At 62.9% G+C, this 21137-nt stretch carries 16 protein-coding genes and 1 pseudogene; 2 read left to right on the forward strand and 15 right to left on the reverse strand.

Annotation, left to right across the window (positions count from 1 at the left end; translation table 11 throughout):
• Positions 1-16 precede the first annotated feature (16 nt).
• The 4 genes from QQK95_RS15390 to QQK95_RS15405 form a co-directional block, all read right to left on the reverse strand.
• Positions 17-1045 carry an SDR family oxidoreductase gene (locus tag QQK95_RS15390; RefSeq protein WP_284274056.1) on the reverse strand — a complete coding sequence of 343 codons (1029 nt, stop codon included), beginning with the start codon at positions 1043-1045 and terminating at the stop codon, positions 17-19.
• Positions 1046-1085: 40 nt separating this feature from the next.
• Complete coding sequence (locus QQK95_RS15395; RefSeq protein ID WP_284274081.1) at positions 1086-3005, reverse strand: potassium transporter Kup; 1920 nt, start codon at positions 3003-3005, stop codon at positions 1086-1088.
• Between the two features lie 187 nt (positions 3006-3192).
• On the reverse strand, positions 3193-5106 hold the full coding sequence (locus QQK95_RS15400; protein WP_284274083.1) for a potassium transporter Kup: 1914 nt from the start codon (positions 5104-5106) through the stop codon (positions 3193-3195).
• A gap of 98 nt (positions 5107-5204) precedes the next feature.
• Positions 5205-5945 (reverse strand): pyridoxine 5'-phosphate synthase, encoded by a 741-nt coding sequence (locus QQK95_RS15405; protein ID WP_284274085.1) that lies wholly within the window; start codon positions 5943-5945, stop codon positions 5205-5207.
• 160 nt (positions 5946-6105) lie between these two features.
• Between QQK95_RS15405 and QQK95_RS15410 the strand changes: the two genes are divergently transcribed.
• Positions 6106-6525, forward strand: coding sequence for a SpoIIAA family protein (locus QQK95_RS15410; protein ID WP_284274087.1), 420 nt, complete (start codon positions 6106-6108; stop codon positions 6523-6525).
• Between the two features lie 2 nt (positions 6526-6527).
• On the opposite strand, the gene QQK95_RS15415 is transcribed toward QQK95_RS15410, so the two are convergent.
• From QQK95_RS15415 to QQK95_RS15465, 11 genes and pseudogenes are all read right to left on the reverse strand, one after another.
• Complete coding sequence (locus QQK95_RS15415) at positions 6528-7655, reverse strand: ATP-dependent DNA helicase (RefSeq protein WP_284274089.1); 1128 nt, start codon at positions 7653-7655, stop codon at positions 6528-6530.
• A 164-nt stretch (positions 7656-7819) separates the two neighbouring features.
• Positions 7820-8695: pseudogene (fusA, locus tag QQK95_RS15420) on the reverse strand (elongation factor G); the annotation flags it as partial.
• A gap of 109 nt (positions 8696-8804) precedes the next feature.
• On the reverse strand, positions 8805-9155 hold the full coding sequence (locus QQK95_RS15425) for a nitrile hydratase accessory protein (protein ID WP_284274090.1): 351 nt from the start codon (positions 9153-9155) through the stop codon (positions 8805-8807).
• Positions 9142-9801 carry a nitrile hydratase subunit beta gene (nthB, locus tag QQK95_RS15430; protein WP_284274092.1) on the reverse strand — a complete coding sequence of 220 codons (660 nt, stop codon included), beginning with the start codon at positions 9799-9801 and terminating at the stop codon, positions 9142-9144. Before nthB ends, QQK95_RS15425 begins: the two co-directional genes overlap by 14 nt.
• Entirely contained in the window at positions 9798-10403 is a 606-nt protein-coding gene (gene nthA / locus QQK95_RS15435; protein ID WP_284274094.1) for a nitrile hydratase subunit alpha, read from the reverse strand. The genes nthB and nthA overlap by 4 nt, the downstream gene beginning before the upstream one ends.
• 78 nt (positions 10404-10481) lie before the next feature.
• Positions 10482-13643, reverse strand: a complete 3162-nt coding sequence (locus QQK95_RS15440) for an efflux RND transporter permease subunit (RefSeq protein ID WP_284274097.1) — start codon at positions 13641-13643, stop codon at positions 10482-10484.
• The gene (locus QQK95_RS15445; protein WP_284274122.1) at positions 13640-14896 is read right to left on the reverse strand and encodes an efflux RND transporter periplasmic adaptor subunit; all 1257 of its coding nucleotides are present in this window, start codon (positions 14894-14896) and stop codon (positions 13640-13642) included. The genes QQK95_RS15440 and QQK95_RS15445 overlap by 4 nt, the downstream gene beginning before the upstream one ends.
• Before the next feature lie 214 nt (positions 14897-15110).
• On the reverse strand, positions 15111-15707 hold the full coding sequence (locus QQK95_RS15450) for a LysE family translocator (RefSeq protein ID WP_284274099.1): 597 nt from the start codon (positions 15705-15707) through the stop codon (positions 15111-15113).
• A 171-nt stretch (positions 15708-15878) separates the two neighbouring features.
• Entirely contained in the window at positions 15879-16157 is a 279-nt protein-coding gene (locus QQK95_RS15455) for a hypothetical protein (protein ID WP_284274102.1), read from the reverse strand.
• A 34-nt stretch (positions 16158-16191) separates the two neighbouring features.
• Positions 16192-16767: an acetolactate synthase small subunit gene (ilvN, locus tag QQK95_RS15460; protein ID WP_096447268.1), complete on the reverse strand. Its 576-nt coding sequence runs from the start codon at positions 16765-16767 to the stop codon at positions 16192-16194.
• 78 nt (positions 16768-16845) lie between these two features.
• Positions 16846-18627 (reverse strand): acetolactate synthase 3 large subunit, encoded by a 1782-nt coding sequence (locus tag QQK95_RS15465; RefSeq protein WP_284274106.1) that lies wholly within the window; start codon positions 18625-18627, stop codon positions 16846-16848.
• 498 nt (positions 18628-19125) lie between these two features.
• Here QQK95_RS15465 and QQK95_RS15470 point away from each other — a divergent pair, with 498 nt between their 5' ends.
• On the forward strand, positions 19126-20928 hold the full coding sequence (locus QQK95_RS15470; RefSeq protein ID WP_284274108.1) for an NAD(P)/FAD-dependent oxidoreductase: 1803 nt from the start codon (positions 19126-19128) through the stop codon (positions 20926-20928).
• The last annotated feature ends 209 nt before the right edge of the window (positions 20929-21137 follow it).

Consider the following 21137-nt stretch of genomic DNA (forward strand, 5'->3'; position numbering starts at 1 on the left):
CCACCCTCCCGCCGCGCTACTTCTTGAGCAGGCCGAGCCGGACCAGGCTCTCGCCGGTGGCGGCCAGCGCGTCTTCGCGCGAGCGCGGCGCCCAGCCGAGGACACGCACCGCCTTGGCATTGGTGGCATTCTTGACCTTGCCCAGCTCCGTCGCCAGTTGCGCGGCCTCGGGATTGAACAGGCCCACGATCCGCACCAGCCAATCGGGAAGTTCGCGCGTCTTGACGCGCGCTGCCGCGTCGCCGAGCCGCGTTTTCACGGTCTGCGCGATTTCCCGCACGGTCATGAAATCACCCGATACCGCCAGGAAGCGCTCGCCTTTGGCGGCCGGGTTGGTCATGGCCCGCACATGCAGGTCCGCCACGTCGCGTGCGTCGACGACGCCGAAGGACAGGCGCGGCAGGCCCGGCATGGCGCCATTCATCATGCGCTGGACGAATTCGGTGGAAGTCGAATGGTCGGACCCCAGCACAGGCCCGAAAATGCCGACCGGGTTGACGACCGCCAGCTCCAGCCTGCCGCCCTCGGCGGCGATGAAATCCCAGGCCGCGCGCTCGGCGAGCGTCTTCGATTTCACATAGGCGCTGACCTTGGCCGTCGGATCGGTCCAGCTCTCCTCGGTGAACGGCCCGGGCGGCATCTTGCCATAGCCGATGGCCGCGAAGGACGAGGTCAGCACGACGCGTTTGACACCAGCGTCCCGCGCCGCCCGCAGCACGCGCAACGCACCTTCACGAGCCGGGATGATCAGATCATCCTCGTGCTTCGGCACGCCGGGCGGAAATGGCGAGGCGACGTGCAGCACATAGTCACAGCCTGCGACCGCTTGCGGCCAGCCGGCGTCGATCATGAGGTCGGCGATGGCAAAGGACACCCGGCCGCCCGGCTCGACGCCACCAGCCTTGAGCATGGCCAGAACATCGGCTTCACGCTTGGCGGAGCGCACCGTCGTGCGCACGCGGTAGCCCGCGTTCAGCAGGGCAAGGATACAGTGGGCGCCGAGGAAGCCCGATCCGCCGGTGACAAGCACCAATTCGCCGCTCATGCCCGCCTCCGCACCGCTTCAGGTAAGGCGATCGCGCTTGTCAGATCGCCACCTGCGTGCCGATCTCCACCACGCGCCCGGTCGGGATCTGGAAATATTCGGTCGCATCGGCCGCCGTGCGCGCCAGGCCGATGAACAGTCGATCCTGCCACACCGGCATGCCGGAATTGGGCGAGGCCTTGAGCGAGCGCCGCGAAAGGAAGAACGATGTCGTCATGATGTCGAACTTCCAGCCCTGCTTGCGGCAGATCGCCAGAGCGCGCGGAATGTTGGGCTGTTCCATGTAACCGAAGGTCAGCGTCACCCGCATGAACAGCTCGTTGACCGTCTCCATCTTGACCCGGTCGCTGTCAGGCACCACCGGCTGCGGCGCCGTTACCACCGAAAGGATGACGTTCTGCTCATGCAGCACCTTGTAGTGCTTCAGGCTGTGCATCAGCGCGGTCGGCGCGCTGAGCGGATCGCTGGTCAGGAACACCGCGGTGCCGGATACAAGCTGCGGCTTCTTCTTCAGCAGATTGCCGGCGAGGAAATCGAGCGGGATCTCGTTGCGGCGGGTCTTGTCGAACAGATAGCGGCTGCCGCGCACCCAGGTCCACATCGCCAGGATAATGGCGAAGGCAACCGCCAGCGAAGCCCAGCCACCCTCGAAGACCTTGACGATGTTGGAAGCAAAGAAGCCGACGTCGATGAAGGCAAACAGTGCGGTCAGCGGGATCGCAACCCTGAGCTTCCACTTCCAGATACGAGTCATGATCACATAGAGCAGCACCGTCGTCACCAGCATGTTGCCGGTCACCGAGATGCCGTAGGCGGAGGCGAGCTTGCTGGACTCGCCGAAGCCAACCACCAGCATCATCACCACCAGCGCCAGCAAAAGGTTGACGCGCGGCATGTAGATCTGGCCGGACTGTTTTTCCGACGTGTGCAGGATTTCGAGGCGCGGCAGCATGTTGAGCTGCACCGCCTGCCTGGTCAGCGAGAAGGCACCCGATATCACCGCCTGGCTGGCGATGACGGTCGCGGCGGTGGCCAGCACCACCATCGGGATCAGCGCCCACCCCTCGTTCATCTCAAAGAACGGATGGCCGACGACGCCGTTCTTGGCCAGCACGAAGGCGCCCTGCCCGGCATAGTTGAGCAGCAGGCAGGGAAACACGATCGCCAGCCAGGCCAGCACGATCGGCTTGCGGCCGAAATGGCCGAGATCGGCATAGAGCGCCTCGGCGCCGGTGACGGCGAGGAAGACCGCACCCACCGTAACGAAGGCGACGTCGGGCGAATGGATCAGGAAAGCGACGATGTAGTGCGGGCTGATCGCCCACAGGATTTCCGGATCGGCGACTATGTGATTGAGGCCCGACAGGCCGATCGCCAGGAACCATACCGCAGTCACCGGGCCGAAGACCAATCCCACCCCGCCGGTGCCAAAACGCTGCACCGCGAACACCACGGCAAGAATGACCAGCGTCAGCGGCACGACATAGGGCTGGAAGGCAGGGGTGACGACATTCATGCCCTCGACCGCCGACAGCACCGAAATCGCCGGCGTGATGACGGCGTCGCCGAAAAACAGCGAGGCGCCGACGATGCCGATGCCCAGGATGACCGCCGAACGCTTGGGGAAACTGCCGCGCGCCAGTGCCATCAGCGACAGCACGCCGCCCTCGCCGCGATTGTCGGCGCGCAGCACGAACATGATATATTTTACGGTAACCGTGATCGTCAGCGACCAGATGATCAGCGACAGCACGCCGAGGATATCGCCGCGATCGGCGACGGTGCCGTGGGACGACGCCACCAGTGCCTCGCGAAAGGCGTAGATCGGGCTGGTGCCGATATCGCCATAAACAACACCCAGCGCGCCCAGCATCAGCACCTTGGTGCTATGCTGCTCGATCTCTGGATGGCTCGATTGTTCGACGGGTTCTGCCTCACTACCAGTGTTGGCAAGGGCCATGGACGACACTCCGATAAGCGCGCGGTGCTCTACGCTTGCTGCGATGCAATATCAAGTGCCGTTGCGTGATGGCTCCTATGCTGGCCACGCTAGGCTCCTTGGGAAATGGCCTATAATCCAATGGTCGCGGGCTGAATTCGCGGCCGCGGGGCGTGGCGGGCGCCCATAAGACCTGCCGTATCTGCCTTTAGATAGCGACCTGCGTGCCGATTTCCACGACACGTCCGGTCGGGATCTGGAAATATTCGGTCGCGTCGGCCGCCGTGCGCGCCAAGCCGATGAACAACCGATCCTGCCACACCGGCATGCCTGAATTGGGCGAGGCCTTGAGCGAGCGCCGCGACAGGAAGAACGATGTCGTCATGATGTCGAACTTCCAGCCCTGCTTGCGGCAGATCGCCAGCGCGCGCGGAATGTTGGGCTGTTCCATGTAGCCGAAGGTCAGCGTCACCCGCATGAACAGCTCGTTGAGCGTCTCCATCTTGACCCGATCGCTGTCAGGCACAACCGGCTGCGGCGCCGTCACCACCGAAAGGATGACGTTCTGCTCATGCAGCACCTTGTAGTGCTTCAGGCTGTGCATCAGCGCGGTCGGCGCGCTGAGCGGATCGCTGGTCAGGAACACCGCGGTGCCGGACACCAGGTGCGGCTTCTTCTTCAGCAGATTGGCGGCAAGGAAATCGAGCGGGATCTCGTTGCGGCGGGTCTTGTCGAACAGATAGCGCGTGCCGCGTATCCAGGTCCACATGATCAGCCCCATCAGGCAGGCAACCGTGATCGATACCCAGCCGCCTTCGAATATCTTTACGATGTTTGCCAGGAAAAAGCCGCTGTCGATGATGCCGAACAGCAATGTCAGCGGCAGGGCGACCGCAAGCCTCCATTTCCACAGCTTGCGCATGACGACGAACAGCAGGATCGTCGTCATCAGCATTTCGCCGGTCACCGAGATACCGTAGGCGGAAGCCAGCGAGCTCGAACTGCCGAAACCGACGACCAGCAGCATCACTCCCAAGGCGATGAGCAGATTGATGCGGGGCATGTAGATCTGGCCGAGTTGCATTTCGGACGTATGCTGCACCTCTATGCGTGGCAGAAGGCTGAGCTGTACCGCCTGGCGGGTCAGCGAGAAGGCCCCGGAGATGACTGCCTGGCTAGCGATGACGGTTGCGGCCGTCGCCAGCCCCACCATCGGCATTAGCGCCCAGTCAGGCAGCATCTGGAAGAACGGATTGGTCGGCCTCCCGCCATTGGCCAGCACAAAAGCACCTTGCCCGAAATAGTTGAGCAGCAGGCATGGGAAAACCACGGAGAACCACGCCAACACTATAGGCTTGCGGCCAAAATGGCCGAGATCGACATAAAGAGCCTCGGCCCCGGTCACCGCCAGGAACACCGCGCCGACAGTGACAAAGGCGGCGGTGGGTGTGCTGGCGAGATAGGCGACCGCGTAATAGGGATTGATGGCCAGCAGGATCGATGGATCGTCCATCAGGTGATAGAGCCCTGCTACGCCGATAGCCAGGAACCATAGTGCGGTCACCGGCCCGAACACCGCCGCCACCTTTCCCGTGCCGAAGCGCTGCACCGAGAACAGGACGGCCAGGATGACCAGCGTGATCGGCACGACGTAGGCGTCCAGTGTCGGCGTCATCACCCTAAGGCCTTCGACCGCCGACAGCACGGAGATGGCCGGCGTTATGATCGAATCGCCGAAAAACAACGCCGCGCCGCATAGGCCGATCGCCAGAATGAGCCGCGCACCTTTGGGATAGGCGGTGCGCGCCAGGGACATCAGCGACAACGTACCGCCTTCGCCCTTGTTGTCGGCGCGAAGCACGAAAGCGACATATTTTATGGTCACGATGATCGTTAGCGCCCAGACGATCAGCGATAGCACACCAAGCACTTGAGCGCGGGTATCGATACCAGGAGAAGCGTGAAGCGCCTCACGGAAGGCGTAGATCGGACTGGTGCCGATATCGCCATAGACAACGCCTAGCGCACCCAGCATAAGAACCTTGGTGCTGTGCTGTTCGGCCCCGGAATGGCTCGATTGCTCGACGGTTTCGGCCTCGCTACCGCGACTGGCAAGGTCCATAGACCACTCCCCGGCGAGCGCGCGGTGCTTCACGCATGCTGCGATGCGATGTCAATTGCACGCCATGGCTGCGATACCTGCAAGGCGAAACTCTACCCCTACCAACCGCAGGCTCTAAGAAACCGACCCACCGTGCCGGCCATGCCATACTCCAACGCGTCGGCTGTCAACCCATGTCCGATTGACACTTCGGCCAACGCCGGAATGCGCCTGGCCAGGGCCGGCAGATTGGCCACCGTCAGATCGTGCCCGGCATTGACCTGGAGGCCTGCGGCAAATGCAGCGTCAGCGGTTTTTCCCAATCTTTCCAGCTCTTTGGCGGCCTTTTCGGAATCAGAATGATAGCTACCATAAGGGCCGGTATAGAGCTCGATCCGGTCGGCGCCGGTATCGCGGGCGGCCGTCATGCCGGCAGGATCGGCGTCGGAAAACAGCGACACCCTGAAGCCCCCCTTCTTCAGGCGCCTGACGATCGGCGTCAGGAATGCCGCGTCAGCGATGAAGTTCCAGCCATGGTCGGAGGTTGCCTGCGCCGGATCGTCGGGAACCAGCGTCACTTGTTCGGGCTGATGTTTTTCCACAAGCGCCAGGAAATCCTCGCTCGGGTAGCCCTCGATGTTGAATTCCGCCTGCGGGAACTCATCGTCGATCAGCGCCCGGATCTCGGGCAGGTCGGAATGCCGTGTATGACGTTCGTCGGGACGCGGATGCACCGTCAGTCCATGCGCCCCGGCGGCAAGCGCAAGCCGGCCGATGCCGGTGACGCTGGGCCATGGCAGGTCGCGCCGGTTGCGCAGCATGGCGATGGCGTTGAGGTTGACGGAAAGCTTTGCTGGCATGTCTGGCGTCCGTGGAATCAGGCGGTTAGCGGCGCGCCATGGCCACACGTTCAGCCGCGGCGCGCTCTAGATCGGGCATCTATAGCGCCTTTGACGGGAACAGATAGGGGTTTCCGGTGTTCCAGAAGACCAACGCTGTTCCGCCAAAGGAGGCCCACTCGTGAATTTCCTGCAATCCGTGCCGGCGATTCGTCGCATCGACACCGAGCGCGAAGACCTGTTCGCCATCGACGTGGTCGGTCATGTCTCGGCCGCCGATGCGGAAAACCTGTTCGGCCTGCTGGAGGCGGCCTACGCGCTGCATCAGCGAATCGACGTGGCCGTGCGCATCGTCGATCACGAGGGCGTCGACTGGACCGACATCTCCGAAGAAACCCTCAAGCAGGGTGCCATCCATGCGCTGGAGCATATAGGCCGCTGCGCGGCGATCGGCACGCCGGACTGGACACCAAACGCGCGACACGCCTTGCCCGCGTCGTCGCCCATCGAATTCAGGCATTTCGAGGCCGAAGACGAAGAAGAGGCCTGGGAATGGCTCGGGGTCCGGCAGGTCGGCGTACGAGAAAAGCCGGCGTCGTAACTTTATCTGACGATGGTCAATCGTTCGGCCGCGCGGGTAATCGCGGTGTATAGCCAGCGCTGGCGCGTTTCCTTGAAGGCCCAGCTTTCGTCGAACAGCACGATCTCGTTCCACTGCGACCCCTGCGCCTTGTGCACGGTCAAGGCATAGCCGTAGTCGAAATCGTCAAACCGCTTCTTCTGCTGCCAAGGGATATCGGCGTCCGGATCCTCGAACGCCGCCTTGAGCAGCTTGATCTTGGCGACGCCGCGGTCGGGATCGTCCTCTTCCGGCGAGATCAGGAGGTTGATGCCCGGCTTCACCGTCTCGCGCGACGAGGTCATCACCTTCCACAACGAGCCGTTGAGCAGCCCCTTGGCGGGATCGTTGCGCAGGCACACCAGCTTGTCACCGGCCTGCGGATAGTCGGCGTTGAAGCCCTTGAGCTCGCGCAGGCGCTGATTGTAGCGGCGGCGGGTGCGATTTGTGCCGACCAGCACCTGGTCCGCCCTGAGCACCAGTTCCTGGGTGACGTCTTCCTTGCCGATCACCTGCGCCGTGCCATAGTCGCCGCGCATGAATTCGCGGCCTTCGCGCACGTCGAGCGCCAGTCGCAGGATCGGATTGTCGCGCGCCTGCCGATGGATTTCAGTGAGCAGGAAATCCGGTTCGTGATCGGTGAAGAAGCCGCCGCCCGAGATCGGCGGCAGCTGGCCGGGATCGCCCAGCACCAGGATCGGCGTGCCGAAACTCATCAGGTCGCGGCCGAGTTGCTCGTCGACCATCGAACATTCGTCGATGACGACCAGTTTCGCGCGCGAGATCGGGCTCTGCCGGTTGAGCGAAAAGGTCGGCGACATCGAGGTCTTGCCGGTCACCTCGTCCTCGACCGATTCCTCGCCCTTGGGCCGGTAGATCAGCGAATGGATGGTGCGGGCATTGACCGCCCCCTTGGAGCGCAGCACCTGGGCCGCCTTGCCGGTGAAGGCGGCGAACTGCACCTGGCCATCGACATGTTCGGCGAAATAGCGCGCCAGCGTCGTCTTGCCGGTGCCGGCATAGCCGAACAGACGGAACAATTGCGGCTTGCCGGCCTGCAGCCAGCGGGCGACCGCTTGCAGCGCCTCGTCCTGTTGGGGAGAAAATTCCATCGGTGCGACAGACCGGATTCGCAAGCGAAAGACAAGACAGTCGCCTGTCGACTGCCGCCAGTGACGCACCGAGCGTCGCCGACGGTTCATACTATCAGGCGCACACGAGAACGTAAAGAGAACAAACCTTGTCGCGTCTCCGTCGGATTCGAGCGACGCGGAAATCAGGCAATCGCCATCGCGGCCGGCGGGTCGCGATCGTCGGGCGGCAGGGGGACAGAAGTGTATCTGGCATAGCTGACACTCAAGCGCGCCTGCCCTTTCGAATGCGAGCGGATCGCATCCTCCAGCTTGAACATGTTCGCCAGCGGCATGGTCGCGTGAAGCACGACGGCCACTTCGCGGATTTCCTGATCCTGGATCTGGCCGCGACGGCTATGCAGTTCGCGGATGACGCTGCCGAGGCAGTCTTCCGGAGTCTCCACTTCGACCTTCATGATCGGCTCGAGCAGCTGCACGCCAAGCCGCGGAGCGGCTTCGCGAAAACAGGCGCGACTCGCGACCTCGAAAGCCAACGCCGTGGAATCGGCATCGTGCCAGGCGCCGTTCAGCAGAGTCGCCTTGACCCCGATCACCGGGAAGCCCGCGAACGGCCCCGCCGACAGGGCGCTGCGCAGCCCCGTTTCGACCCCGGCAACATACTCGTCGGGAACCGCACCGTCGACGATCCTGGACACAAACACGAAGTCCGGCTTGTGCCCATTCGGTTCGAACGCGATCTTGACGCGGGCGAACTGTCCCTGGCCGGCGAATACCTTCTTGTGCGTATAGTCCTGTTCGCGGACATGGGTGATCGTCTCGCGATAGGCCACTTGTGGAGCGCCGACATTCACCTCGACGTTGAATTCGCCGCGGACGCGGTCAACGACGGTTTCGAGGTGATGCTCGTCCCTGCCGGCGATGATCGTCTGGCCGGATTCCTGGTCCCGTATGACGCGGAAGTCGGGATCCTCTTCCGCCAGCTTAAGCAGGGCGACACGCAGCTTTTCTTCATCGGCCTTCGACTTCGCTTCGATCGCGATTTGCAGCAAAGGCCATGGCGCGGCGGAGATCATCATCGTGACATCGTCGCAGGTTGAACCGATGTCGGCAACGGTCCGGCGGTCACGGCCCATCCGCTTGAGCAAGCCGCGACTTGCGATCGGGCCGCTACGACCTGCGGCTGAACTGCGGATCATTCTCCAACAGGATCGGCTTACCATGTGGCGTCGCATGCGCGGCCCGCTCCCAGGCGGCGGCAAGCGCGTCGACATCGCTTTTCCCGGCGACACCCTTGGCCGCCAGCAACTTTTCCAGCGCCGCCAGCCAATGTTCGTAATAGTCATGGCCGTCGCTTGCAGCGCCCGGCTTCTTGACCTCGGCGGACAGGGCCTCCGCCCATTCGCTCCACGAAAACAAGCCCTTGTCGTGCAGTGCCACCGTCATGGCGAACGCTTCAGCCTGCCATGGTTCTGAAAACACTGGTTCGTCGAACGGCAAGGTGCCCTCATGCCGGCTCAAGATAGCTCTCCCAGGCGTCTATCGAGACGACAAGCGTCGGATCCGCCCCCTCGCCCCAGATCTCCGTGCCGTCGAAAACCACCGTATAGACCCATTGCGGGTTTTCGCCCTGGCCATGCGCGTTGCTGTCGGGAAAGACGAAGCCGTCGCGCACCGCCTCGATCTTGCCTCGCTTGCCACGCGCATAGCGCGGCAGCCTGGTGTGACCGGTCGGATTGAAATTCTTGGTCCGCACGGGATCGCCGGCCTTGAAGCGCGCCGGCTCCGCCATTGGCCGGTCGCAAGGGCCGCCCTTGGCCAGCACGGCAGGCACATTCTCCGCCTGCAGCACGCGTTTCGGGGTCGCCGCCGCATCGATCGCATCGCCCGCCCCGAGATCGCGCTCGCTGACGAAACCATGGCGCTTGAGCAAGGTTTCCAGCGCCTTGATCCAGATCTGATAATAGCTGGAGGAATAATAATCGGCCGGATGCAGCGATTCCCGCGCATGCCGGCTCTCGTCGATGTTCCACGCGCCCATGGCGCCGGCGCACAGCGTCACACCCAGCGCCCGCCTCTCCCAGTCGGCGTGGAAATAAGGCTCATCCTTTTCGGGCGCGACCGGCCCGAATCCCATCTGTCCACCGAGGTCCTGCGGCCCGTTCATGCCGGCTCCCTCGCCAGCGCGGTGCCGATCATGGCGTCGCGGCTCACCAGCTCGGCCAGTCGCTCCTCGCTCCAGCCTTCGGTGCCGGCCGGCCGTATCGGCACGACGAGATAGCGCAGTTCCGCCGTCGAATCCCAGACGCGTATCCTGGTGGCGGCCGGCAGCGTCAGCCCGAATTCCTCGAGCACGCCGCGCGGATCGATCACCGCGCGCGACCGGTAGGGCGGCGCCTTGTACCAGACCGGCGGCAGGCCAAGCACCGACCATGGATAGCAGGAACACAGCGTGCAGACGACGAGGTTGTGCGTCTCCTCGGTGTTGAACACCGCCTGCATGTGCTCGCCCTGGCGCCCGGTATAGCTCAGCGATTCGATCGCCGCCGTCGCATCGCGCTTGAGCCAATCCGCAAAGGCAGGATCGCTCCAGGCCTTGGCCACCACCCTGGCGCCGTTGCGCGGGCCGATCTTGGTCTCGTAAGTATCGACGATGACGTCGATCGCCGCCGGATCGATCAGCCCCTTGCGGGTCAGGATGGTCTCCAGTGCGCGCACGCGGGCGGCAAACGGATCGAGTTCGTTGTCGTGGTCGTGATCATGGGACATGGCCGCAAATTACGGTTCCGATCCGCCGGCCGCAAGCATGACGGCTTGGGCCAGCGGAAATCAGCGCCCGCTGGCCGGCTATTCGGCGGCCGTCTTCTGCGGCTCCGCCGGGATGTCGTCGTTGATGCCGAACAGCGAGGGCTGTTCGGGATTCTCGACCGCAGGCAACTCGGCCTTGCGCTTTGGCATGAGCCCCACCAGCCAGCCCGAGAAATTCTCCATGTAGACGTAGATCACCGGCGTCACGAACAGGGTCAGCGCCTGCGAGGCCAGCAGGCCGCCGACAACGGCGACGCCCAGCGGCTGGCGCAGTTCGGCGCTGGCGCCAGTGCCGAGCGCGATCGGGAACGTGCCCATCAGCGCCGCCAGCGTCGTCATCATGATCGGCCTGAAACGCATCAGGCAGGCCTTGTGGATGGAGTCCTTCGCCGACATGCCGTCTCGTCGCAACTCGAGCGCGACGTCGACCATCATGATGCCGTTCTTCTTGACGATGCCGATCAGCATCAGAATGCCGATCACCGCGATCACAGACAGATCCATGCCGGCGAAGCGCAAGGCAACGACCGCGCCCAGCACCGCCGACGGCAGGCCGGTGAGGATGGTGAGCGGGTGGATGAAGCTCTCATACAGAATGCCGAGCACGATATAGATGGTCAGGATCGCGCCGCCGATGAGCAAGCCCTGATTTGCCAGCGAATCCTGGAAGGTCTTGGCGGTGCCGGCGAAGGACGTCGAGATCGCCGTTGGCATGCCGATCTGCTCCTTCAGCGCGCTGATGCGAGCCGTGCTGTCGCCAAGCGCCACGCCTTGCGGCAGATTGTAGGAGATGGTCACGGCCGGAAGCTGGCCGAGCTGGTTCACCGTCAGGGCGCCGGCCGTGCGATCGACCCGGGCGAAGGCGCCAAGCGGAACCAGGCTGCCGCTCGCCGTCCGCATCTGGATAGCGAGCATCCGCTCGGGCGACCACTCGATCTTGGGATCGAGCTCGGTGATGACCTCGTAGCTGTCGGCCGAGCCGAAGATGGTCGAAACCTGGTCCGTACCGAACCCGCCATAGAGAGCGCTGCGCAGCGTGTCGGTATCGATGCCGAGCTGGGCAGCCTTGTCACGATCCACCACCAGCGATGCCTGCAGCGCATTGTTCTGCAGGTCGCTGGTGACGTCGGTGAAGGTCGTATGGTCGGCCGCCATCGCGTCATTCAGTTTCTGCGCCCAGATATCGGTCTGGACGGTGTCGAGGCCCTGAACCACCAACTGGTAGGCGCTGGCGGACGACCGCGAACCCAGCCTCAGGTTCTGCACCGGCTGCATGTAGGTTTCGATACCCGCCACGCCAGCCAGTTGCTTGCGCAGGTCAGCCTGCACCTTCTCGATGTCGGGTCTCTGGCTCTTGTCCTTCAACTGCACATAGAGCTGGCCCTGGTTCAGTGCATTGTTGCCGCTGCCTGCCGACCATGCCACATGCGAAACATAGGGCGAGTGGGAAAAGACGCTTGCCACCTGCCCTTGCAGCTTCGCCATGGCGTCGAAAGAAATGTCCTGGCGCGCGATGGTGGTCACCGATATCTGGCCGATATCCTCTTGCGGGAAGAAGCCCTTCGGCGAGATCTCGATCAGCCACACCGACGCTGCCGCGGTGCCGATGAAGACGAGGAACACCAGGAAGGTGTGCCGCAGGCAGAAGCTCAGGACCCGGTCGTAGCCGCGTGTGATGAGGTCCTGCTTGTGGCTAGGCGCGTGCGCTTCGCGATCGGCCTTGGTGACTGACAATAGCCGCGAGCACAGCATCGGCGTCAGCGTCAGCGACACGAACATCGATGCCAGGATGGCGACCGTCACCACCACCGCGAACTCGTTGAAGATGCGCCCGATGACACCGCCCATCAGAAGCACGGGGATGAACACCGCCACCAGCGAGATCGAGATCGAGATGATGGTGAAGCCGATTTCGCGTGCGCCCTTCACCGACGCGTCGAAGGCCGACAACCCATCCTCCTCCATGTGGCGGAATATATTCTCCAGCATGACGATGGCGTCGTCGACGACGAGGCCCACCGCCAGCGTCAGGCCCATCAGCGATATGTTGTCGATGGAAAAGCCGAACAGGAACATCGCGGCGAGCGTCGCGATCAGCGAGATCGGCACCGCCACGGCCGGGATGATGGTCGCCGTCACCCGGCGCAGGAACACGAAGATGACCATGACCACGAGTGCGATGGTCAGCAGCAGCGTGAACTGGACGTCGTCGACCGCCTGGCGGATCGAGGTCGAACGGTCGTTGAGCAGCTTGATCTGGGCAGCGGCCGGCATCTGGTCCTGGAAGGACGGCAGCATCGCCTTGACCTTGTCGACGACGTCGACGGTGTTGGCGTCGGGCTGGCGCTGCACGGCCATGATGATGGCGCGCGTGCCGTCATACCAGCTCGCCGTCGTCGTGGTCTGCACCGAATCGACGACGCGGGTCACCTCGCCGAGCCGCACCGGATGGCCGTTCTTGGTGGCGATGATGAGGTTGGAGAAGCCGGCGGCGTCGGTCAGCTGGGTGTTGGCGGTGATGGTCAGCTGCTGCTTGTTGTTCTGCAGCACCCCGAGTGGCGTATTGCTGTTGGCCGATGCGACCGCCGCCTGCAATTGATCGATCGAAATGCCGCGCGCGGCAAGCGCCGTCGGATCGATCTGGATGCGCACGGCATATTTCTGCTGGCCGAAGATCGAGACCTGCGCCACGCCGTCGATGGTCGACAGCGACGGCGAAATGACGTTCTCGGCAAAGGCATCGAGGTCGGTCAGCGGAACCGTATCGCTGACCAGCGACATCAAAAGGATCGGCGCATCGGCCGGATTGACCTTGCGATAGCTGGGTGGCGACGTCATCTGCGGCGGCAGCGATTTCTGCGTTCGCGCGATCGCGGCCTGCACGTCCGCGGCCGCGGCATCGATATCGCGGTTGAGTACGAACTGGATGGCGATCGAGGTCTGGCCGAGCGAGTTGGTGGTCGAGATCGAATCGATGCCGGCAATGGTCGCGAACTGCTTGATCAGTGGCGTTGCCACTGATGTCGCCATGGTTTCCGGCGAGGCGCCCGGGAGTGAGGCCGAAACGTTGACCACCGGGAATTCGGCGCTGGGCAGTGCGGCCACCGGCAGGAATTTGTAGGCAAACAGTCCGCCCAGCACCAGGGCGAACGACATCAGAAGGGTGGCGACGGGCCTGCGAATGCAGAATTCGGAAATCATTGGGCCGCCTCGCCGGCTTTGGTCGCCTCGGCCACCTTGGGCGCGGCCGCGGCGCCTTCGTGCACGGCGGCGCCGTCCTTCAGCCTGGTCTGGCCTTCCGTGACGACTTTCTCGCCGGCTTTGAGGCCTTGGCTGATGGCGCTGTTTTGGCCTTCGGTCAGCGCCACCTGCACCGGCCGCATCTCGACCGTGTTGTCCGGCTTGACCACATAGACGAACGGCCCCTTCTGGCTGGGCTGCACCGCTACGGTGGGAACGGAGGTCATCTGCGGCATGATGCCGGCGTCGAGCACGACATTCACATACTGGCCCGGCCACAGCGAAAGATCGGCATTGGGTATGCTCGCCCGCGTTGCGATCGTGCCCGAGGCGGTATCGACGCTGGAATCGACGAAATCGAGCGTACCCTTGCCGATCGGCGTCGGGTCGCCATCCTTGATCAGGGTCACCGCTCCTTGCTGGGGATTGGCAAGCGCCTTGTGCAGCAGCGCAAGGTTGCTTTCCGGCAGGTTGAAGTTGACCTGCAAGGGATCCATCTGGGTGATGGTCACCAGCGGCGTCGAGCTACTGCTGTTGCCATTGCTGGTGGTCACCAGATCGCCGACGGCAACATTGACCGCACCCAGCCTGCCCGCGATCGGCGCCGTGATGGTGGCGAAGCCAAGCTGGACATTGTCCGCGTCGATCGTCGCCTTGTCGGCATCGACGGTCGCCGCCGCCGCCTTCTGCGCGGCCACGGCCTGATCATAGGTCTGCTGCGTGCCGGCCTGCTTGGCGACAAGGTCCTTGGCGCGCTGAAAATCGGAATTCGAACTGGCAAGCAGCGCCCGGTCCTTGGCGAGCGTGGCCTGGTCCTTGGCGAGTTGCGCCTTGAGCGCCCGGTCGTCGAGCGAGAACAGGGTGTCGCCTGCCTTGACCATCTGCCCGTCCTTGACGTCGATCGACACGATCTGGCTGGAGACCCGCGCGTTGATGCTGACCACGGCGGGCGAGGAGACGAAGCCGATGGCATAACGCCGGATCGGGAAGTCGGCCGTGGTTGCCGTCGCCGAAACGATCGAGGCCGAACGCGCGCCGCCGCCGGCCTGCTTGCTTCCCGATGCCTGCTTGTCGGTTGCCGCCTTGTCCGACGCCGCGACCTGCTTTGCGCCGATGAGCTGCTGAACCTTGCCCAGCATGTCCGGAGACAGATAGAGCCAGGCCGCGCCCGCACAGGCGAGGACAAGCAATGAAAGAATGACTTTTCCACGTATCGTCAAGGGGCCCTCTCGTCCGACACGCCGTAGTCAGGTGGTCGTATTCTAGCGCAATCCACGGCTCATTGCCGCGATTTCGCCGAATAGATAGGACACGCATTTGTCGGAAAAGGGCCAAAACACGGCATTACGAAGATTTAATGTGCACTGCACAATTGGTAGGCAGCCCGCCATTGCCGCTGGCCGAGGCCCGTCAAAGCGTCGGAGAACCCTATTTCAGCATCGGCCAAAGCGTCGCCGCCAGGAGCACGCCCATGGCGATGTTGAACCATTTCAGCCGCACCGGATCCGACAGGAAACCCCGCAGCGCCGTGCCGAAACCGGCCCACACCGAAACGCTCGGCAGGTTGACGATGGTGAAGGCGATCGAGATCAACGCCACCGACAGGAACGGGTGCTCGGCATTGGCATAGACAGCCATGGCGGTGATCGCCATCACCCAGGCCTTCGGATTGACCCACTGGAAGGCAGCCGCATCGATGAAGCGCATCGGCCGTCCTTTCGTCTCACCCTTGCCGGTCAGCGAGCGCGACATGGCGATCTTCCAGGCAAGGTAGAGCAGATAGGCGCCGCCTGCGATCTTCAATCCAGTGTGCAGCGCCGGAAACGCAGTCAACACAGCGCCAAGGCCAAGGCCGACGGCGAGCAACAGCACCAGAAAACCCATGCTGATGCCAAGCATGTGTGGAACGGTTCTGGCTATGCCGAAATTCACCCCCGATGCCAGCAGCATGAGGTTGTTCGGCCCCGGCGTGATCGAGGTCACGAAAGCGTAGACGAGCAGTGCGAGGAATGCGTCGAGGGACATGACGGCTCACAAAGGTCAGTAATACTGACTTAAATCAAGCGGGCGCCGGACGCAAATTCATTCGATTGGTCCAACGGGAAAGCAAGGAACTGGCAGGCGGCAGAATCGGCGCTACGCCGACAAAATCCGGCAACTGATAGCCGATTGGATCTGTCGGAAGCTTTCGGCAGATCAGCGCCGGCGGAGATGCTTCAGTGCCCAGAGAAACCAGCTGAAGACGACGATGGATCCGGCGTGGAACAGTACCCCATCCCGGAATCTGGTCGGATTGTCCGCATACGCAACCAGGCTATAGGTTCGTCCGACCGGAACGGTCATCGTCACCCAGGCATGGGCAAGCACCCAGATCGAGTATGCGATCAGAGCGTACATCATCACATGTATCAGAAGCTCTTGTCGCGGGGTCATGCGCCACTGGTTCTCAGATCGAATTTGCAATGCCTTGGCCAACCGTGATTGCTGAACTCTAATTTCGCATGAATGCCTACATGCCCTGCGGGCCGCGATTCATCGCCGCCACGCCGGTGCGGCAGATCTCGACCAGGCCGAGCGGCTTCATGATGGCGATGAACTGGTCGAGCTTGGAACCCTTGCCGGTGATCTCGAAGATGAAATGCTCGGTGTTGGCGTCGATGACGCTGGCGCGGAAAGCGTCGGCCAGCCGCAGCGCCTCGACGCGAGCGTCGCCGGTGCCGGCAACCTTGACCAGCGCCAGTTCCCGCTCCAGCGGTCGCTCCTGCCCGAGCTCGTGCGAGCGGACAGTCAGATCGACCACTCGATGGACCGGCACGATGCGTTCGAGCTGATTCTTGATCTGCTCCATCACATGCGGCGTGCCGCGCGTCACGATGGTGATGCGCGACAGGTGCTTCTCATGCTCCGTCTCGGAGACGGTCAGGCTCTCGATGTTGTAGCCGCGTCCAGAGAACAGGCCGATGACCCGGGCGAGTACGCCCGGCTCGTTGTCGACCAGCACGGAAAGCGTGTGGATCTCCGGCCGCTCCGTTTCCTTGGCGATGAAGTAGGCGGAGCCGGTGGGTTGAAGGTGCTGTGCGTTCATGACATGGATCTCAAATTCTTGATCTAATTCTTTGTTTGCGCAAGGTTTTTTTCGACAAGCCCTGCCTTGGCCCGTCGATTACACCAGTTCCCTGCCCTTGGCGTCGATTGCGTTTGCCACGGCCTCGTCGGTGGCCTCGTCGGGCAACAGCATCTCGTTGTGCGCCTTGCCAGACGGGATCATCGGGAAGCAGTTGGCGAGGTTCGCCACGCGGCAATCGAACAGCACGGGCTTCCTGACCGAGATCATCTCCTTGATGGCGTCGTCCAGCTCGTCCGGCTTCTCGCAACGTATGCCGTGGCCGCCATACGCCTCCGCCAGCTTGACGAAGTCCGGCATCGCCTCGGTGTAGGAATGCGACAGCCGGTTGCCGTGCAGCAACTGCTGCCACTGGCGCACCATGCCCATATACTGGTTGTTGAGGATGAAGATCTTGATCGGCGCCTTGTACTGCACCGCCGCGCTCATCTCCTGCATCGTCATCTGCACCGAGGCGTCGCCGGCGATGTCGATGACCAGCGCATCGGGATGCGCGATCTGCACGCCGAGCGCCGCCGGCAGGCCATAGCCCATCGTGCCCAGCCCGCCCGACGTCATCCAGCGGTTCGGCTTTTCGAAATGATAATGCTGCGCGGCCCACATCTGGTGCTGGCCGACCTCGGTGGTGATGTAGGTGTCCTTGTCCTTGGTCAGTTCGTAGAGCCGCTGGATGGCGTATTGCGGCATGATCACGTCGTGGTTCATCTTGTAGGCGAGTGAATCGCGACCGCGCCATTTGGCGATCTGCTCCCACCAGGGATAAAGCGCCTTCTTGTCGGCCTTGGCGGTTGCCCGCCACAGCCGCACCATATCCTCCAGCACCCGGCCGACGTCGCCGATGATCGGCACTTCGGTGTGGACGTTCTTGTTGATCGAGGACGGGTCAATGTCGATATGGATCTTGCGCGAATTCGGCGAGAACGCGTTGAGCCGCCCGGTGATGCGGTCGTCGAAGCGCGCGCCGATGCAGATCATCACGTCGCAATCATGCATGGCCATGTTGGCCTCGTAGGTGCCGTGCATGCCGAGCATGCCGACCCAGTTCTTGCCCGATGCCGGATAGGCGCCGAGCCCCATCAGCGTCGAGGTGATCGGGAAACCGGTGAGGTCGACCAGTTCGCGCAGCAAATGGCTCGCTTCCGGGCCGGAATTGATGACGCCGCCGCCCGAATAGATGATCGGCCTCTTGGCGCCCGCCATCAGGTCGACGGCGGCCTTGATCTTCTCCAGATCGCCCTGGACCTTCGGCTGGTAGCTGGTGCGCGGTGCGATCTGCGGCGGGACGTAAAACCCCTTGGCGAACTGCACGTCCTTCGGGATGTCGACCACAACCGGCCCCGGACGGCCGGTTGTTGCGACATGGAACGCCTCATGGATGGTCGCGGCGAGCTCGTTGACGTCCTTCACCAGCCAGTTGTGCTTGGTGCAGGGGCGCGTGATGCCGACCGTGTCGCATTCCTGGAACGCGTCGGAGCCGATCAAGGAGGTCGGCACCTGGCCCGTCAGGCAGACCAGCGGGATCGAATCCATCAGCGCATCCTGCAGCGGCGTCACCGCATTGGTCGCGCCGGGGCCTGACGTCACCAGCATGACGCCGGCCTTGCCGGTCGAGCGCGCGTAGCCCTCGGCCGCGTGGCCGGCACCTTGCTCGTGCCGCACCAGGATGTGCTCGACATCGTCCTGCTGGAAGATCTCGTCATAGATCGGGAGAACCGCGCCGCCGGGATAACCGAAGACATGCTTGACGCCATTGTCCTTCAGCGCCTGCACCACCATTTCGGCGCCCGTCATCTCGCGCCGCTCACTCTGTCCGTTGCTCATCGGTCTGGTCCCGTACTGTCGCCGCTTGGGCGTTGCCATTTGGGTGTTGTTGGTCGTTTAGTCGTGTTTCAGGCAATAAAAAAGGCCCCCGAGGGAGCCTGTGTGTTGCGCATGGGAGGTTTTCGCCCGGCGGTTACACCGCCTTGCCCACGCGCCTTCCTACGAGAATGAGTGCCTTTTTCATGGTCGCGGACACTAAGGGCCGGCAAGGCGCCCTGTCAACGGCAAAAATCGCGCCGGCAACGAAGGCGCTTCCCAATTCGACAAATGGACCGTCACGATTTCGCGATGGACACCCGCATCGTGCTGACACCACCCTGCCCTTCGCAAGAACGCCCCAAACCGGCTCGAAAGCGGCGTTCTCCAGATAAGTCCTTGAAGCCACGCGAAACTATGGTGGGGCGTGACGAAGGCCGTCCTCTCTGCCGATACTTGACCGTCCGGCTTGGAAGTCGGGAGGAGCCACCATGACGGCCTGGATTTCACGGAGGAAAACTTATGCTCGACAAGGCCCCAAACAAGAAACTGTCCGACCTGCTCGATCAATTCGGCGGCGCCCTCGCCGCCAATGACATCGACAAGGCCGTCGGTTGTTTCCAGGAGGATTGCTACTGGCGCGACCTCGTCATCTTCACCTGGAACATCAAGACCATGGAGGGCAAGGATCAGGTCCGCGACATGCTGGAGAGCCAGCTGTCGAAGACAAAGCCGTCGCATTGGGCACTCGCCAAGGGCGAGGACGCGACCGAGAGCGGCGGGCTGATCGAGGGCTGGATCAGTTTCGAGACAGAAGTCGCGCGCGGCTTTGGCCATGTCAGGCTTAAGGACGGCAAGATATGGACGCTGCTGACCACCATGGTCGAATTGAAAGGCTACGAGGAACCGGCCGGCTTCGCGCGGCCGATGGGCGCCAAGCATGGCTCGGGCAAGAACCGTCCGACGTGGAAGGAAGAGCGTGAGAAGGAAGCCGCCGAGCTCGGCTTCAAGACGCAGCCCTACACGCTCATCATCGGCGGCGGCCAGGGCGGCATCGCGCTCGGCGCGCGGCTGCGGCAGCTCGGCGTGCCGATCATCATCGTCGAGAAGAACGAGCGGGCCGGCGACAGCTGGCGCAAGCGCTACAAGTCGCTCTGCCTGCACGATCCGGTCTGGTACGACCATCTGCCCTATATCGATTTCCCGAAGAACTGGCCGGTCTTCTCGCCCAAGGACAAGATCGGCGACTGGCTGGAAATGTACACCAAGGTGATGGAGCTGAACTACTGGTCGTCAACGGAAGCCAAGAGCGCCTCCTATGACGACGAGAAGAAGGAATGGACCGTCGTCGTCCACCGCGACGGCAAGGACATCACCCTGAAGCCCAAGCAACTGGTTCTGGCGACCGGACAATCCGGCAAGGCCAATCTGCCGAAATTCAAGGGTATGGAGACCTTCAAGGGCGATCAGCACCACTCCTCAAAGCACCCTGGCCCCGATGACTATGCCGGGAAAAGAGCCGTTGTCATCGGCTCCAACAATTCCGCCCATGACATCGCGGCGGCCCTTTGGGAAGCCGGTGCCGACGTCACCATGGTGCAACGCTCGAGCACCCATATTTCCAGATCCGACACGTTGATGGAGATCGGATTGGGTTCGCTCTATTCGGAGCAGGCGCTGCAGAATGGCATCACCACGGCCAAGGCCGATCTGATCTTCGCCTCCCTGCCCTACAAGATCCTGCACGAGTTCCAGATCCCGGCCTATGCCGAGATGAAGAAACGCGACGCGGCGTTCTACAAGGGACTGGAAAAGGCCGGTTTCATGCTCGACTGGGGCGACGATGAGTCCGGCCTGTTCATGAAGTACCTCAGGCGCGGCTCCGGCTATTATATCGACGTCGGCGCCTCCCAGCTGATCATCGATGGTTCGATCAAGCTGAAGAGTGGCGTCGGCGTCGAAGAGATCAAGCAGCATTCGGTTGTGCTCAGCGACGGATCCGAATTGCCCGCGGACCTCATCGTCTACGCCACCGGCTATGGCTCAATGAACGGCTGGGCCGCCGATCTGATATCGCGTGAGACCGCCGACAAGGTCGGCAAATGCTGGGGCCTTGGCTCGAACACCACCAAGGACCCCGGCCCCTGGGAAGGCGAGTTGCGCAACATGTGGAAGCCGACGCAGCAGGAGGCACTATGGTTCCACGGCGGCAATCTGCACCAGTCACGCCACTATTCGCAGTTCCTGTCGCTGCAGTTGAAGGCCAGGCACGCCGGACTGCCGACCCCGGTCTACGGGCTGCAGAAAGTGCACCACAAGGGATAGCGAGACTGGGTGGCCAGTTGTGGCCAAGCACCAGGGAGGTGCGGCAAATGCCGCGCCTCCAGAATGCGCCGTTATGCGCGCGGAATGCCTGTGGCATCGAGCGTTTCGGTCCGGCTCGTCGGATCGAGAGAATCTGGCGCGCCGACGAAAGGGGGACTGTCAGGAATTCCGTGTGCGGGCGGGCATAATGGGTAAAAAGGATTCCCACT

Origin of the sequence: Mesorhizobium huakuii (assembly GCF_030160235.1) — a bacterium.
Lineage (GTDB): Bacteria > Pseudomonadota > Alphaproteobacteria > Rhizobiales > Rhizobiaceae > Mesorhizobium > Mesorhizobium huakuii.